Genomic DNA, 14,594 nt, shown 5'->3' with positions numbered 1-14,594 from the left:
CGGCGCATGCGCTGGCGGGCCGCGGCCTTGCCGTGATCGTGCTGGAGGCGCGTAACAGGCTCGGCGGCCGGGCCTGGACCGTGCAGGCCTCGCCTGAAGTGACCTTCGACGTCGGCTGCGGCTGGCTGCACTCGGCGGACAAGAACTCCTTCGTCGCAATCGCGAAACAGCTGGGTTTCGAGCTCAACAAGGACCTGCCGCCCTGGCGCGAGCGCGCCTATGGCAACGCGTTTCCGCAAAGCGAGCGCGACGATTTCCTGCGCGCGATGGGTACGTTCTACGAGCGCCTCTGGCAGGCCGCGCAAAAGGGCAAGGACGAGCCCGCGAGCCTGAGCCTGGAGCCCGGCAATCGCTGGAATCCGATGATCGACGCGGTCTCGACCTACATCAACGGCTGCGAATTGAAAGACATGTCGACGCTGGACTGGGATGCCTATGAGGACAGTGACCTCAACTGGCGCGTCCGGCGCGGCTATGGCGCGCTGATTGCCGCCTATGGCGCCTCTTGCCCGGTGGCGTTGGACTGCAAGGTCGCGCTGATCGATCATTCTGACAGGCGCATCCGCATCGAGACATCTCAGGGCACGCTGACCGCGGACAAGGTGATCGTCACCGTCCCGACCACCCTGATTGCCGATGAAGCAATCCGCTTCTCACCGCCCTTGCCGTCCAAGGTCGACGCAGCAGCCGGCCTGCCGCTCGGCGTCGACGACAAGGTGACGCTGGCGCTCGAAGATGCCGAAGCCTTCCCGAAGGAAGGCAATTTGCGCGGCGCCACCATGCGCACCGAGATGGGCACCTACCACATCCGCCCGTTCGGCCAGCCCTGCATCGAAGGCTTTTTCGGCGGCAGCTTTGCGCGCGCGCTGGAAGATTCCGGCGAAGGCGCCATTGCCGCGCATGGCATCGACGAGATCGCCGGCTTCCTCGGCAACGACATCCGCCGCAAACTGAAGCCGCTGTATGAGTCGCGCTGGGCCCACGATCCCTTCGCGCGCGGCTCCTATTCGCACGCGCTGCCCGGCCACGCCGGCGACCGCGCGGTGCTGGCTGCGCCGGTGGATGGGCGGCTGTTCTTTGCGGGCGAGGCGACGTCGCCGATTTTCTTCACGACGGCGCATGGCGCGCGGGACAGTGGGGAGCGGGCGGCGCAGGAAGTGCTTGCGGCTCGAGGCAAGCCGTAGCTCCGTCATTGCGAGCACAGCGAAGCAATCCAGAATTTTCCCGCGGCGGCAGCCTGGATTGCTTCGTCGCTTCGCTCCTCGCAATGACGGCCTACTCGATCACTCGGGCTCGTAAATCCGCATCGGGCACGAAGCAGGCGTCATACTTACCGAAGATGCGATAGCGATTGCGTGCGACGAGGCTGTAGACGAAATCGCGGAGCGGCTTCGGCACCGCGAATAGCGCGCGCACCCAGCTCCAGCCCGGCAGCTGCGACAGCACCGTCAGCGCGGCGTCGGACTTCATGAATACCTCGCCGCCATGAACCACCGCATTGGTGTCGGGATCCTCCGGATCGATATCGAATGTCCGCGCAAGCCGGGCGCCATAGTCCGACTGGATCGGCGTGAACCGGAACAGCTTCGCCGTGTCGCGCTTCGCAACGAATCGGACCCAGCGCGAGCAGAAGATGCAGACGCCGTCGAACAGGATCACGTCGTCGTCGGGCCATTTGGTCATCAGCGATCGTCCCGCGGCTTCTTCGTCGCCATTGGCATTGCCGGGTTCAGCACACGCCCGAGCGCGTCGCTTGCGGCTTTGACCCCGGCCTCGCTCTCGATCAACCAATGCCCCTCGCTGCCGACGGCCGGCAAGGCGCGAAAATCGGCTTTGCCGCCGCTGCTGCGAAACGCATCAACCAGTCCTTTCGAAAATGCCGGCGAGAAGTAACTGTCGTTATCCGCGACGAGCCACGTCACAGGAATGCGTGCGCCCCTTCCGAACTCCGCGGCGGCGGCACGAAGCGAGTGTGGCGCGCAGATCCGGTTCGGCTCGTCATTGGCATGACCGCCGCGCCCCGGCGCAAACACTGTGATCGCGGAGATTGCTTTCGGATCGGCATTGGCGAGTGCAAGCACGCCCCAGCCGCCGGCGGAATGGCCGATCACGATGGCGGCCTCCTTGCGAATGAAATCTTGCTTTCGCAAATCATCGAGCGCGAGCCAGATTTGCTCGGCCATTGCGCGGCCCGAACGCGCATAGTCGGCCTCGTCACATCCGCCCTGGTCCTCGACATAACGGCCGCCGGTCGCACCATGGCCGAGCCGCTCCGGCACCAGCACGGCAAAACCGCGCGCGACGAGATAGGCGGCGAGAGGACGGTATTCCGGCTGCGGCATCTGCGCACGACGCAAGCCATTCTGCGTCGAGGCGTGTGCGATCACCGCCAGCCGGAACGGACCTGCACCAGCGGGGCGAAACAGCAGGGCATGCGCGGCAATGTCGGTATCCGGCGACGGCAGAAGCCATTGTTGTCGGCGAAGCGGTTCGCCCTCCCCTCCCGATGGGCCAAACGTGACCTGAGCGCACAGAGGCGGCGCAGTCAGCAAAGCCAGCAGAGACAGGAGTGCGATGGTGTTGAGGAGCCGCATCAATGGCCGAGGGCGAACACGAACAGCGACGGCCACACTAGTAGGAACGAATCAGCATGGGCGGACTTTCTGCGTTGCCATTGTCATTCATTCGTTGCCGCAACAGGAGTTTTGCACCGACGCAGGGCACGCCGGTGCCATTTGATTGGCGTCTTGTCTTTTTTCGGTACAACATGGCTAGGATACTGATGCACAAAATCCACACGTTAACCGATAATTAACGATAGGTCTTGCCGCCGACGCGGCGACTTGGTTTGATTGCGTCCATGAGCACAACCCTGATCGAGGTCCGGCCGGCCAAAGCTGCAGATGCAACTGCGGTGGCGTCCACTCATGACGAAGCCTGGCGCTCCGCCTATCAGGGCATCATTCCCGGTGCCGAGCTGGAAAAGCTCATCAACCGCCGTGGCCCACAATGGTGGGATAGCGCAATCCGCAAGGGCAGCCGCGTCAGCGTTCTCGTGTTCGGCGACAAGATCGCAGGCTACGCCAATTACGGCCGCAACCGCGCCCGCAGTCTGCATTTCGACGGCGAGGTCTACGAGCTTTATCTGCGTCCGGAATTCCAGGGTCTCGGCTTCGGCCGTCGCCTGTTCGCCGCCGCCCGCCGCGACCTGATGCAGAGCGGGTTGAAGAGCATGGTGGTATGGGCGCTCTCGGACAACGACCCGGCGACCGAATTCTACCGGGCGCTGGGGGGCCGTATGGTGGCACGCTCGTCGGAGCGGTTCGGGCCGAAGTCGCTCGACAAGGTTGCCTTCGCTTGGACCAATTGAGCTGCTGAAAGCCTAGGCGGCAGCGTTTCCCTTCCGTCGATACCGTTGCCTTTGAGCCGGTGCTTTCCGGATTCATTATTTCACAAAAACGCGATGGATCAGCGGGCCAAGCCCGCGTATGACAGCCCAAAATCGCTGCCGGGCGCGATTTCACCTCGGCAACAACGGAGCCTTGAATGCGTATCGATGCGATCTCGATCGGGAAGAATGTACCCCACGAAGTCAACGTCCTGATCGAAGTCCCCGTGGGCGGCGAACCGATCAAATACGAGATGGACAAGGAGGCCGGCACGCTGGTGGTCGACCGCTTCCTCTACACGCCGATGCGTTACCCCGGTAACTACGGCTTCATCCCGCACACGCTGTCTGATGACGGCGATCCTTGCGACGTCCTGATCGTCAACACCCGCGCCATCATTCCCGGCGCCGTCATGAGCGTGCGCCCGGTCGGCGTGCTGTTCATGGAGGACGAAGCGGGCGGCGACGAGAAGATTCTGGCGGTGCCGTCGTCGAAGCTGACGCAGCGCTATGACAAGGTGAAGTCGTACTCCGACCTGCCCGACATCACGCTGCAGCAGATCCAGCACTTCTTCGAGCACTACAAGGATCTCGAGAAGGGCAAATGGGTGAAGATCCTGCGCTGGGGCGGCCCGGAGGATGCGCACAAGCTGATCCTCGAAGGCATGGATCGCGAGAAGAAGAAGAAGGGGTAGTCGTTCCGGGGCGCCTCGAAGAGGCGAACCCGGAACCTCGAGATTCCGGGTTCGATGCTGCGCATCGCCCCGGAATGACAACCCACTACACCGCCGGCTTCGGCAGCCCAGCGATCGCGCAGGCCGCGCGCAGCGTGTTCACCAGCAGGCACGCCACCGTCATCTGACCGACGCCGCCCGGCACCGGCGTGATGGCGCCTGCAACCCCAAGCGCATCCTGATAGGCGACGTCTCCGACGAGGCGCGTCTTGCCATCATCTTTCGGAATCCGGTTGATGCCGACATCGATCACGGTCGCGCCCGGCTTCAGCCAGTCGCCGCGCACCATCTCGGGCCTTCCGACCGCGGCATAAACGAGATCGGCCTTCTTCACGAGCCCAGGCAAGTCGCGCGAGCGCGAATGCGCGATCGTCACCGTGGCGTTCTCGTTCAGCAGCAATTGCACCAGCGGCCGGCCGACCAGGTTGGAGCGGCCGATGACGATGGCGTTCATGCCTTCCAGCGAGGCGTGCACGCTCTTGGTCAGGATGATGCAGCCGAGCGGCGTGCAGGGCGACAGCGCCTCGAAGCCGCCGGCGAGCCGGCCGGCATTGTTCGGATGCAGCCCGTCGACGTCCTTGGCGGGGTCGATGGCGTTGATGACGGCTTCCGTGTTCAACCCCTTCGGCAGCGGCAGCTGCACCAGAATGCCGTGTACGGCCGGATCGCGGTTGAGCTTTGCGACGAGCGCCAGGAGGTCCGCCTGCGCGACGTCGGCCGGTAGCTTGTGCTCGAAGGAGGCCATGCCGGCGGCCTGGGTCTGGGTGTGCTTGGAACGCACATAAACCTCGCTGGCGGGGTCGCTGCCGACCAGGACGACCGCCAGCCCCGGCACCAGATTGTGCTCCCGCTTGACCCGGGCAACCTCCTCGGTGACGCGGGCCCGAAGCTCCGCGGCGATGACTTTTCCGTCGATGATTTTGGCGGTCATGTCGGTTCCTCAGTCTGTCGATTTGTCCGAGACGAGCTGGCGCAGGGCTTCCCCGAGCCGTGCCGGATCGCCGTCGACCGCGATCTGCTTCAGCCGCGAGGTGGCTCCGGACAGGAGCCTCACGCTGGCCTTGGGGACACCAAGCGATTTCGCCAACAGCACCAAAACGGCCTTGTTGGCCTCGCCGCCATCGGCGATCGCTCGCACCCGCACCTTGAGCACGCTGCGGCCATCGGCCAGTTGCTCGATCCCGTCGATGTCGTCGCGGCCGCCGCGCGGCGTCACCCGCAGCGCAATGCTGATACCGGAGGCCCCGTAGCGCCAGGGTTCCCTGAAGGCCTCTTTCGCGACCAAGGCGCTCCAGCCCGCTCAGACCACGTTGGGGTAGATGTAGTACAGGATCACCCGCTCGATGAACATGATGAGCAGGATCAGGATGATCGGCGAGATGTCGAGGCCGCCGAGACTAGGCAGGAGATTGCGAATCGGCGCCAGCACCGGCTCGGTGATCCGGTACAGGAACTCCGCCACCGCCGAGACGAACTGGTTGCGGGTGTTCACGACGTTGAAAGCAATCAGCCAGGACAGGATCGCGGACGCGATCAGCAGCCAGACGTAGAGGTCGAGCACGATGATGACGATGTCGAGAACGGCACGCATGATTTTTCAGGGCTCTGGCTTTTGAAGACTCTGGCTTTTGAAGACTGGTTGCGGTCGGAAGTGACGCCTTTCGCTAGATATCGGTTCCCCCCCGCCCAAACAAGGGAAGTCGCGTCCCGAATGGCTAAAAGCGGGTTACAGCCGTCCTTGACTTGACCTTGGCGGGGACTTAAATGGCGCCCGGTTGTCGGCCGCATTTACCAGAGCGGCCAGCAAACGGGGCCATAGCTCAGCTGGGAGAGCGCGTCGTTCGCAATGACGAGGTCGGCGGTTCGATCCCGCCTGGCTCCACCACGCTTCGCCCTCCGGGCTACGCGTGGCGCAGCCACGACGGAGCCCGAGGGGCGAAGCGTGGTGTCCGGCGAAGCCCGCAGGGCGAAGACGGACTGGTTGAGGAATACTCCCCCTTACCTCCCCGTAAACCTCGGCGGCCTCTTCTCCATAAAACTCGCCACGCCTTCCCGAAAATCGCTACCGCCCAATGCCACCATCATCTCCCGGTTGGCCTCGATCGTCGCCTCGGCCAGCGTCTGGAACGGCACCTCGTAGAGCTGGCGTTTGATCACGGCCATCGCACTCGGTGAGACTAAATCGGCGAGATCGCGCGCATAGGCATAGGTCTCCTCGCGGAGCTTTTCAGGCGAGCTGAGGCGGTTGACCAGCCCGATCCGCAGCGCTTCCTCGCTCGACACCCGCCGCGCCGAGAGCAGCAGATCCATCGCGTTGGCATGACCGACGATGCGCGGCAGCATCCAGCTGATGCCGTGCTCGGCAATCAGGCCGCGCCGCGCGAAGGCCGTCGTGAACACGGTATTGTCGGCGGCAAAGCGCAGGTCGCAATAGAGTGCGTGCACGAGCCCGATGCCGGCAGTCGCGCCGTTGAGCATGGCGATGACAGGCTTCTTGATCGACGGATAGAAGCCGTAGCGCGTCTGCCAGTCCGGACGCCGGTTCATGTCGAACGGCGGCAGGTTCGAGGCACGCCTGACGTCATCGGGGTCGAGCCCCTTGAGCGCATCCATGTCGGCACCGGCGCAGAACGCGCGGCCCGCGCCGGTGAGGATGATGACTCGGACATTGTCGTCGGCGCTTGATGCTTCCATCGCATGGCGCACGTCGCGCTCCATGGTCGGCGTCCACGCATTCATGCGGTCCGGGCGATTGAGCGTGACGGTCGCGATCTTGTCGCTCACCTCGTAGAGAATGTGTTCGTAGGCCACGGCGCTCTCCCTTGTTTGTCGGCACGCATTGGTGCGCGCTCGTTGGCAGAGAGCCTAGCATATCAGGGACAGAGGCAAGGACTTGCGCCAAGGATCTGCGGCAAGGATCTGCGCGAACGCGCGATCACTCGGCAGCTTGCGCCAGCACGGGCCGGCGCGCCAGCCAGCCGTTGATGAAGTGATCGAGCCAGGCGCGTTCCGCGGCATCGTACACGGCACGATCTGCGAAATGATGGTGTCGCTGCCGCGCACCGGGCGCGCTGAAGCCGTCATAGCCTCGTGTGGTCCAGCGATGCATCATCGCGTAGGTCACGTCTGGATGAAATTGCACGCCGAAAGCATTGCCGGCACGGAATGCCTGCACCGGAAAATCGTCACCTTCTGCGAGCAGCTCTGCGCCGACGGGCAGCTCGAATCCCTCGCGATGCCAGTGATAGACCTGAGCCGGCCAGGCCGGGCAGAGCGCGTGGCCCGCCGCGGTCGGACGGATCGGGTAATAACCGATCTGGGTCAGCGCATCGGCATGCGGCGCGACGCGCGCACCGAGCTGCATCGCGAGCATCTGGGCCCCAAGGCAGATGCCGAGAAACGGCCGCTGCTCGCGCAGCGGAATTTCGATCCAGTCGATCTCGCGGCGAACATAGTCATCGGAATCATTGGCGCTCATCGGACCGCCAAAGACCACCGCGCCGGCATGCTGATCGAGCGTGTCGGGCAGGGGATCGCCAAAGCGCGGACGGCGGATGTCGAGGCGATGGCCGAGCGCGCGCAAGGCATTGCCGACGCGGCCGGGGGTCGAGGATTCCTGGTGCAGGACAATGAGAACCGGCAGGCCGCTTGCCGAATCAGAGGCAGGCGCGCCGGGCGTCCTTCGCGGGAAGGGCACCACTTCTGCACTGCCAAACCTATCCGTCCGGAACGACATTGTCCTTGCGAAAGCTATTGGTTCAGACCGCCAGCATAACTAAGCGATCGTTAATTTCGTGTGAGTTCGCGCACACATCGAAACCGAAGCAAGCTCCGGGCCAATACGGACACTCGAGCTTTCCTTAGTGCCTCTGCCTCTGGAACCGGCTGGTGGCGGCCAGGATGAAGCCGCGTGGGAAAAAGCGCAGCGCAAATGGCACAATCTTGATGCCCAAACCAGGCAACACTGCTCTTTTATTGGCCATCAGCCCGCGATAGGCCTCCCGGGCGACATCGGCGGCAGAAACATTGAGAAGAGCCGTATCATGTCCGGAGCCGACCCCGGCGCGCGCCTGGAATTCGGTGGGCACGGGACCCGGGCAAAGGACGGTGACGCGAACACCGCGCGGCGCGAGCTCCGCCCGCAGCGCTTCGGTGAATGAAATCACGTAGGCCTTGGACGCATAATAGACGGCCATGCCGGGGCCGGGCAGGAAACCCGCGACCGAGCCGACATTGAGAAGACCGCCCTTGTTCTTGATGAGCTGATCGGCAAAGCGCAGCGAGAGGTCCGTCAGGGCCCGCACGTTGACATCGACAATCCCGACCTGCTCGTTGCGATCGCGCTCGATGGCATCGCCGAACACACCGAAGCCGGCATTGTTGACGAGGTGATCGAGCTCAACGCCTTCGGCAGCGAGCGCTGCTGCGATTGTTTCGCCGGCGTCCATGTCCTGGAGATTGCAGGCGATCACGATCGGCTTCTTGCCGCCTTTGGCGGCGAGCTCGTTCGCGAGCGCCTCAAGTCGATCCGCGCGCCGCGCCGTCAATGCCAGGCGATGTCCGTTGGCGGCAAATACGCGCGCCAGCTCCGTGCCTATGCCCGCCGAGGCACCGGTGATCAACGTTACCCGCTCTGTCACGATCGCAGTCTCATGAAGTGAAGATTTTGGCCCAGCAATGCTGGAACCAGAGCATAGGCCGCGCGCGACAGGCAAGCGGCGCTGGCAGCATGGCCGCTTGAAAGGTGATCAGAGGGAGCACAAAAACCGCGGATTTGCGGATGAATCCGGACACGAGGCGGCCGGCAGCTACATTAAAGTTTCGTCATGTGATCCGCACAACCGACGTCCGCGCAGAGTCAGGTCAGCCACTGACGGCGCTGTCCTTCAGCTCGCCGCTGGCACGGCCCGCAACAGCGTGCTTCAGCTCAATCCGGTCGCGCTGGGCAATCCCGAGCAGGTCGGAGGCGCGCCAGACGACATTGTCTTCGAATTCGGTGACCTGGCCGTCGGCATAGACCAGCTCCCACATCATCCGGACGATGCGCTTGCGCCCCTCTTCGTCGAGCGAGCGCATGATGACACTGGTGAAGTGATAGAGATCCACCGCCTCGCCCTCGACCTGGGTGGCATCCGCGATCAGGCGATCCGCGGTGCCGTGGTCGAGCCCAAAGTGGCTCTCGATCAGGCTGTGCAGCTTGCGCTGCTCAGCCGCTGTCGGCTGGCCGTCCAGCGAGACCACGTGGACCAGCAGCGCGGTCGCGGCCAACCGATAATCGCTGTCGCCGAACGTGCGGTTCTGGTCATGAGGGGCGACAATGTCGGTGATGAATTGGCGCAGGCCGTCGAGCATAAGGTCCTACCGAAATCGATGCGCCGCGAGGAGCGCGGCTGTTACCAGCATCATATGAGCAGGGAACTCAACCGGCGCAACATGCGTCAGTTCCGCGCGCCGCATTACGTTTCGGCAATCTGTCTACTGTCATTCCGGGGCGCGCAAAACGCGAACCCGGAATTCCGGGTTCGATGCTCGCGCATCGCCCCGGAATGACAGTTCAAGGCTCACGGAATTTCGTACACCACCATTTTGTCGGCGATGCCGCGCAGCGCCGCCTGTTTCTGGATCGGCTTGATCGCACGCTGCTCCAGCACCTCGGCGACCGCAGGCGCATCGAGCACCGGGCCGGTGATGTGAATTTCCTGCGCTGTCGACAGGCTCTGCACGCGGGCGGCGATGTTGACCGTCTGGCCGAAATAGTCCTGCCGCTCGTTGAGCATGACCGCGAGGCAGGGACCTTCATGGATGCCGATCTTGACGATGAGATCGTCGGTGCCACGCTGCTTGTTGAGCTCGTCCATCGCCGCGCGCATCCGCAGGCCCGCGACGATGGCATGCTCGGGACGGACAAAGGTCGCCATCACGGCATCGCCGATCGTTTTCACCACGGCGCCCTTCTCGGATGAGATGATCTCGAGCAGCGCATGGAAATGCGCACGCACCAGATCGAAGGCGGCGAGATCGCCGACGCGCTCGTACAGCGCGGTCGATCCCTTCAGGTCGGTGAACAGGAAGGTCAGCGAGGTGATCTGGAGCCGCTGGTCGAGACTGAGATTGTCCGCCTTAAAGACGTCGCGAAAGGTCTGGTTCGACAGCATCCGCTTGGCGGTGAGAAACGGCTTGCGCTTGCCGATGAGATGATGAAGCGCCTCGGCCGCGATGAACACCGACGGCAGCACGCGCACGCCGGCCTGGTTCTCCAGCGACAGCCGCAGCGGACCGGGCCGCATGGTCGTGGTGCCTGTCGGGGCCTGCACCCTGTTGTACATGATGGCGAGCTGCTGACGGTCCTTGGTCGGCTCGCCCTGGACGTCGATGAAGTGGGCGGCGTGCGTCACCGGCTCGAAGATGATGACGAAGTCACTCGGCAGTTGCAGCGACATGGTCGCCTTCTCACCGGCCGGCAGCTCCATCGTGTCCAGCGTTACTTCATTGGCGAGCGTCGCGAACGATTCCTTGTTGAAGTCGACGCCGGAACTCCAGAACATTTGCTTGAAATACTCCCAGACTGGAAGCGTATCGGGGTCGTGCGCTGCGATGCGCCGGACACGTGAATTGACGGTGAAGGAGACCTCGACCTGATCGTCGACCGAGGTCTTGTAGCCGCAGGCGCAGAGCGCACAGTGATACTCATCCGGCTTGAGCGCCTTCAGGGTCGAATGCGCCCCCAGCACGCCGCCGCAGCCCGGGCATAATACGTTCCAGCCGAGATCGAACAGGCCGAGCCGCGCCGCATGCAGGAAGGCAGAGATCGCATGCTCTTCATCGAGGCCACGCTGCCTGGAAAAATCGAGAACGTTGACGCGGTTGAGCTCGTGATCCTCGCCATCCTCGATGAGACGCGCAATGGCATCGACCACCTTCTCGTCGGCGGTCTGCTTCAGAACGGAAAACTGGGCCTGGATGTCGCTCATGGCGGGACTCTATCTAGGGTGGATCACGCCATCGGCCAGGCCAATTGCCTGTCACCGACGCGTGATGCGGAACATGGGTGAGTGGTCCGGCTGGGTCGTGACGACACCGAGCGGGATCACGGGTTTCGTCGTATCGGCGAGCTCGACACGGAATGCGCCGATCAGCCGGGCCAGCGCCAGCACGGATTCGGCTTGCGCGAACGGCGCGCCGATGCAGACACGAGGACCTGCGCCAAACGGCAGGTAAGCGAATCGGTCGGGCGCCTCTTTCGACATGAAGCGTTTTGGAATGAACGCGTTCGGCTGATCCCACAGCTTCTCGTGCCGGTGCAGCAGCCAGGGCGCGATCATGATGATGTCGCCCTTGCCGATCTCGATCCCGGCCGCATTGTCCTTCTCGCGTGCGGCGCGTGCCACGAGGAAGGCGGGCGGATAGAGCCGCATCGTCTCCTCGATCACCGCGCGGGTGAATTTCTGGCGGTCGATGTCGGCGATGCTGTCGAGATGTTCGCCGCGCGCCTCGGACGCCACCTCCTCCTGCGTATCAGGGTCGAGCGCGAGCAGATAGAGCGCCCAGAACAGCGCCGTCGCCGTGGTCTCGTGACCGGCGAGGATCATGGTCGCGACCTCGTCGACGAGCTGTTCGTCGGAGAAGCCCTTGCCCGTTTCCGGATCACGCGCCTCGTCCATGAGATCGAACAGGTCGCGCGGCGGCGCACCGTCCTTCTTGCCTGCCGCTCGCCGTTCGACGATCAGCATGGCAACGAACTCGGTCCAGCGTTTGCGGAAGCGCGCCCGTGCAAAATCCATCGGGCTCGGCCACGACACCGGCAGCACCATGTCGAGGAGGTACGGGCGTCCCAACCGCGCGGCATATTCCATGATGAAATTGCGCAGGGTCGCGCCATGCTGGTCCATGCCGAACGAAAACATCGTACGCCCGGCGATCTCCAGCGTCATGCGCTGCATGATCTCGCGCAGGTCGACCTCTTCACCCGAGCGCGCATCCAGTTTTGCGATAGTCTCGTCGAGCACCGCCGTCATGTGCGGAACGAGATTCGCGGTCGCGCGCGGCGTGAAGGCCGGCGCCAGCGTGCGGCGCTGGAACGTCCAGGAGTGACCTTCCGCGATCAGAAGACCGTCACCGAGCACGGGACGCAGCATGCGGATTCCCGCCGGCGTGCGCGAATAGTTCTCGTAATTGGTGAGCAGGACGTGCCGGATCGCATCCGGCTGGTTCAGGATGAAGCTGTTGCGGAAGAAGAAGCGCCCCTGGACGACGTCTTCCTCGTAGGCGCGCTGCCCCCAGGTTGCGATCATGTTCTGGCGGATCACCGCGAGACGACTGAAAAACGACATGTCGTCGGGCGCACGCGGGGGAGCCGGAGGGATGATGGGCTGACGCACGCTGGCGATGTTCATGGCTCTCTCCCGAGAGATGGGACGCAGGCAACAGCTAGTAAGTCAGCTCGGCAATCGCAATCCTGTTCTCCTGGGCAGGCCAGGCGCGAGCCACAATTCGTTCTTCGCCGGATTGAGCCACGATGTTACGTCCAACCTCGCCGGCCGCAAGCCGCAATGTGGCCGCCGAATCCGTCGGCACGCCCGGCTTGACGTCGGCCGGCTCCTTGCCGTCCAGCAACACCACGTCCCTCGGCAGACCGAAATAGCCGCGCGGCCGCGACATGATCACGATCGCGCCGGCGTCCTTGTCGGCTGGCCCGAGCGGCCGGGCGGCGCGCAAATGGACGACGTCGGACGAGCGCGGGAACGGCGAGCGATAGATGTGTGTGATCGGCGCACCCGGCGAGGTCAGGACGAATTCCAGCGGCCAGGACGGGTCGACCTGCGCGGGACCCCAGCGACCGTCGGCGCCGGTCGTTGCGCTGTGCAGCGCACCGCCCTTGCGCTCACCGGTATCAGGGTCGACGCGGAAGATATCGACGGTCGCACCTGCGACCGGACGGTTGGTCGACACGCCGCCGGGCGTGCCGGTGACGAGGCCGCTCAGGCGGACACTTGGCTGCGGCACAATCGCGATGCGCGCAGGCTCGCGGCCCGCGATGAACTTGTAGATCTCCCGGAAGGCGCGCGGATGGAACGCCACCTCGCGATGATCGAGCGCACCGAGCACGAGATTGGTCGCGCCTTTCAGCTCCGGCCCTTCATTGGTGACGCCGGTCGGCGTGCCGGGTTTGCCGATGAAGCGGCCATCGGCCTGGGCGTATTTGTCCATGCCGTCGCTGCGCAGCGTCAAGAAGGCAACGCCCGGCGTCACCTCGCTCTCGCCTTCGTTCAGGTTGCGCAGGAACGGGCCGTGGCCGTTGAACTCGTTATTGGGCTGGTCCTCGGTTGCGAACACGCCATGATTGGGCGTGCCGCACAGGACGGCGTGGCTGACATCGCCGGCACCGCCATTCTTGATGACGTTGCGGATCGCATTGCCGCCGCGCGAGCTGCCGACCAGCGCTACACGAGACGCCCCGGTACGGCGCTTCAGCTCTGCGATGGCAGCCGTGAGCTCCCGGCGTTGGTCCTCGATCGAGGAGCGGTTTGCCTGCTCGACCTTGTCGTCGCTGCGGGCCAGCGGATCGGTAAAATTGATTGCCGCCATGCGATCGCGCGCGATGCCGTTGGATTCCATCCGCCACATCGTGGTCATCCAGAGCGCGTCATAGTCGCCATTGCCGTGGACGAACAGGATCGGCGGCACCTCGGCGCCGGGCGCCGCGACGGGTGCGGCTTGGGCCCATGCGCCCGTTCGCAAGCTCGCAACCGCGAAAGGCAAGCTGCCCGTCCCCAGCAGGATCGTCCGTCGCGACAGCTTCATCTGTTCCTCCCCGGCAAACCGCCTCTTTGCACCGCTTATAGCGGCCTAATCACTGGACAGCGAAGGACTTTCGCGGGCATCACTGAACTCACCGGAATCGCCAGGACCACTTCTGCCAGCCCATATGGAAGGGGATATGACCGAGCAGCCGAACCGCCAGAAAATGGCCGCCGACGGCATCACCGCGCCGCTGCGGTACACCGTATTCCGGCGCATCTGGCTCGCCAGCCTGCTCTCCAATCTCGGCCTCCTGATCCAGGGCGTCGGCGCGGCCTGGGCGATGACACAGATGGCAGCCTCGGCGGACAAGGTGGCGCTGGTGCAGACCGCGCTGATGCTGCCGATCATGCTGATCTCGATGCCGGCCGGCGCTATCGCCGACATGTATGACCGCCGCATCGTCACCCTGGTTTCGCTGATGATTGCCCTCACCGGCGCGACCGCGCTGACGGTGCTGGCCGGGCTCAATCTCATCACCCCTGAAGCCCTGCTCGCCTTTTGCTTCGTGGTGGGCAGCGGCAACGCGCTGTTCGGCCCGGCGTGGCAGTCCTCGGTCAGCGAGCAGGTGCCGCCCGATGCGCTGCCTTCGGCTGTCGCGCTGAACGGCATCAGTTACACCATCGCGCGCAGCTTCGGCCCCGCGGTCGGCGGCGTCATCGTCGCCTCGCTCG

General features: G+C 64.2%; 16 protein-coding genes and 1 tRNA gene. 5 read left to right on the top strand and 12 right to left on the bottom strand.

What is annotated here, in order from left to right:
* Nucleotides 1-1,184 (top strand): NAD(P)/FAD-dependent oxidoreductase (locus tag MOV74_RS15385; protein ID WP_246923611.1); only part of this gene is annotated, 1,184 nt, incomplete at its 5' end.
* A gap of 91 nt (nt 1,185-1,275) precedes the next feature.
* On the opposite strand, the gene MOV74_RS15380 is transcribed toward MOV74_RS15385, so the two are convergent.
* Both MOV74_RS15380 and MOV74_RS15375 read right to left on the bottom strand, forming a co-directional pair.
* Entirely contained in the window at nt 1,276-1,683 is a 408-nt protein-coding gene (locus MOV74_RS15380; RefSeq protein WP_246923606.1) for a thiol-disulfide oxidoreductase DCC family protein, read from the bottom strand.
* A complete protein-coding gene (locus tag MOV74_RS15375; protein WP_246923603.1) occupies nt 1,683-2,594 on the bottom strand; it encodes a S9 family peptidase in 912 nt (303 codons plus the stop codon). Before MOV74_RS15375 ends, MOV74_RS15380 begins: the two co-directional genes overlap by 1 nt.
* Nucleotides 2,595-2,860: 266 nt before the next feature.
* On the opposite strand from MOV74_RS15375, the gene MOV74_RS15370 reads away from it, so the two are divergent.
* A complete protein-coding gene (locus MOV74_RS15370) occupies nt 2,861-3,370 on the top strand; it encodes a GNAT family N-acetyltransferase (protein WP_246923601.1) in 510 nt (169 codons plus the stop codon).
* A gap of 176 nt (nt 3,371-3,546) precedes the next feature.
* Entirely contained in the window at nt 3,547-4,083 is a 537-nt protein-coding gene (gene ppa, locus MOV74_RS15365; protein WP_246923598.1) for an inorganic diphosphatase, read from the top strand.
* 85 nt (nt 4,084-4,168) lie between these two features.
* Here the strand turns inward: ppa and folD are convergent, their stop codons facing one another.
* The 3 genes from folD to MOV74_RS15350 are packed head-to-tail and all read right to left on the bottom strand — an operon-like array spanning nt 4,169 to nt 5,713.
* Nucleotides 4,169-5,053: a bifunctional methylenetetrahydrofolate dehydrogenase/methenyltetrahydrofolate cyclohydrolase FolD gene (folD, locus tag MOV74_RS15360; protein ID WP_246923596.1), complete on the bottom strand. Its 885-nt coding sequence runs from the start codon at nt 5,051-5,053 to the stop codon at nt 4,169-4,171.
* 9 nt (nt 5,054-5,062) lie between these two features.
* Nucleotides 5,063-5,407, bottom strand: a complete 345-nt coding sequence (locus tag MOV74_RS15355; protein WP_246923592.1) for a DUF167 domain-containing protein — start codon at nt 5,405-5,407, stop codon at nt 5,063-5,065.
* A 15-nt stretch (nt 5,408-5,422) separates the two neighbouring features.
* Nucleotides 5,423-5,713 carry a YggT family protein gene (locus MOV74_RS15350; RefSeq protein WP_212082462.1) on the bottom strand — a complete coding sequence of 97 codons (291 nt, stop codon included), beginning with the start codon at nt 5,711-5,713 and terminating at the stop codon, nt 5,423-5,425.
* 218 nt (nt 5,714-5,931) lie between these two features.
* Between MOV74_RS15350 and MOV74_RS15345 the strand changes: the two genes are divergently transcribed.
* Nucleotides 5,932-6,007: transfer RNA gene (locus MOV74_RS15345), tRNA-Ala, on the top strand.
* Nucleotides 6,008-6,120: 113 nt separating this feature from the next.
* On the opposite strand, the gene MOV74_RS15340 is transcribed toward MOV74_RS15345, so the two are convergent.
* The 7 genes from MOV74_RS15340 to MOV74_RS15310 form a co-directional block, all read right to left on the bottom strand.
* Nucleotides 6,121-6,933 carry an enoyl-CoA hydratase gene (locus tag MOV74_RS15340; RefSeq protein ID WP_246923590.1) on the bottom strand — a complete coding sequence of 271 codons (813 nt, stop codon included), beginning with the start codon at nt 6,931-6,933 and terminating at the stop codon, nt 6,121-6,123.
* 124 nt (nt 6,934-7,057) lie between these two features.
* Nucleotides 7,058-7,858 carry a glutamine amidotransferase gene (locus tag MOV74_RS15335; RefSeq protein WP_246923585.1) on the bottom strand — a complete coding sequence of 267 codons (801 nt, stop codon included), beginning with the start codon at nt 7,856-7,858 and terminating at the stop codon, nt 7,058-7,060.
* Between the two features lie 124 nt (nt 7,859-7,982).
* Nucleotides 7,983-8,762, bottom strand: a complete 780-nt coding sequence (locus tag MOV74_RS15330) for an SDR family oxidoreductase (RefSeq protein ID WP_246923614.1) — start codon at nt 8,760-8,762, stop codon at nt 7,983-7,985.
* Nucleotides 8,763-8,985: 223 nt separating this feature from the next.
* Entirely contained in the window at nt 8,986-9,474 is a 489-nt protein-coding gene (locus MOV74_RS15325; RefSeq protein ID WP_246923580.1) for a TerB family tellurite resistance protein, read from the bottom strand.
* Nucleotides 9,475-9,683: 209 nt separating this feature from the next.
* On the bottom strand, nt 9,684-11,093 hold the full coding sequence (locus MOV74_RS15320; protein ID WP_246923577.1) for an adenylate/guanylate cyclase domain-containing protein: 1,410 nt from the start codon (nt 11,091-11,093) through the stop codon (nt 9,684-9,686).
* A gap of 51 nt (nt 11,094-11,144) precedes the next feature.
* The gene (locus tag MOV74_RS15315) at nt 11,145-12,515 is read right to left on the bottom strand and encodes a cytochrome P450 (RefSeq protein ID WP_246923574.1); all 1,371 of its coding nucleotides are present in this window, start codon (nt 12,513-12,515) and stop codon (nt 11,145-11,147) included.
* A gap of 34 nt (nt 12,516-12,549) precedes the next feature.
* Nucleotides 12,550-13,923 (bottom strand): hydrolase, encoded by a 1,374-nt coding sequence (locus MOV74_RS15310; RefSeq protein ID WP_246923569.1) that lies wholly within the window; start codon nt 13,921-13,923, stop codon nt 12,550-12,552.
* 136 nt (nt 13,924-14,059) lie between these two features.
* Here MOV74_RS15310 and MOV74_RS15305 point away from each other — a divergent pair.
* Nucleotides 14,060-14,594, top strand: a 535-nt coding sequence (locus tag MOV74_RS15305; protein ID WP_246923566.1) for an MFS transporter, incomplete at its 3' end; no start/stop codon positions are given.

Source organism: Bradyrhizobium sp. SHOUNA76, from assembly GCF_023006445.1.
In the GTDB taxonomy this organism is placed as follows: Bacteria; Pseudomonadota; Alphaproteobacteria; order Rhizobiales; family Xanthobacteraceae; genus Bradyrhizobium.
The sequence above is the reverse complement of the archived record's forward strand: the minus strand, read 5'-3'. Positions and strand labels throughout refer to the sequence as shown.

Excerpts from the sequence above, each read along its gene's own strand:
- MOV74_RS15380 (WP_246923606.1), bottom strand. The coding sequence starts at position 1,683 with ATGACCAAATGGCCCGACGACGACGTGATCCTGTTCGACGGCGTCTGC.
- MOV74_RS15375 (WP_246923603.1), bottom strand. The coding sequence starts at position 2,594 with ATGCGGCTCCTCAACACCATCGCACTCCTGTCTCTGCTGGCTTTGCTG.
- MOV74_RS15370 (WP_246923601.1), top strand. The coding sequence starts at position 2,861 with ATGAGCACAACCCTGATCGAGGTCCGGCCGGCCAAAGCTGCAGATGCA.
- ppa (WP_246923598.1), top strand. The coding sequence starts at position 3,547 with ATGCGTATCGATGCGATCTCGATCGGGAAGAATGTACCCCACGAAGTC.
- folD (WP_246923596.1), bottom strand. The coding sequence starts at position 5,053 with ATGACCGCCAAAATCATCGACGGAAAAGTCATCGCCGCGGAGCTTCGG.
- MOV74_RS15350 (WP_212082462.1), bottom strand. The coding sequence starts at position 5,713 with ATGCGTGCCGTTCTCGACATCGTCATCATCGTGCTCGACCTCTACGTC.
- MOV74_RS15335 (WP_246923585.1), bottom strand. The coding sequence starts at position 7,858 with ATGTCGTTCCGGACGGATAGGTTTGGCAGTGCAGAAGTGGTGCCCTTC.
- MOV74_RS15325 (WP_246923580.1), bottom strand. The coding sequence starts at position 9,474 with ATGCTCGACGGCCTGCGCCAATTCATCACCGACATTGTCGCCCCTCAT.
- MOV74_RS15320 (WP_246923577.1), bottom strand. The coding sequence starts at position 11,093 with ATGAGCGACATCCAGGCCCAGTTTTCCGTTCTGAAGCAGACCGCCGAC.
- MOV74_RS15315 (WP_246923574.1), bottom strand. The coding sequence starts at position 12,515 with ATGAACATCGCCAGCGTGCGTCAGCCCATCATCCCTCCGGCTCCCCCG.
- MOV74_RS15310 (WP_246923569.1), bottom strand. The coding sequence starts at position 13,923 with ATGAAGCTGTCGCGACGGACGATCCTGCTGGGGACGGGCAGCTTGCCT.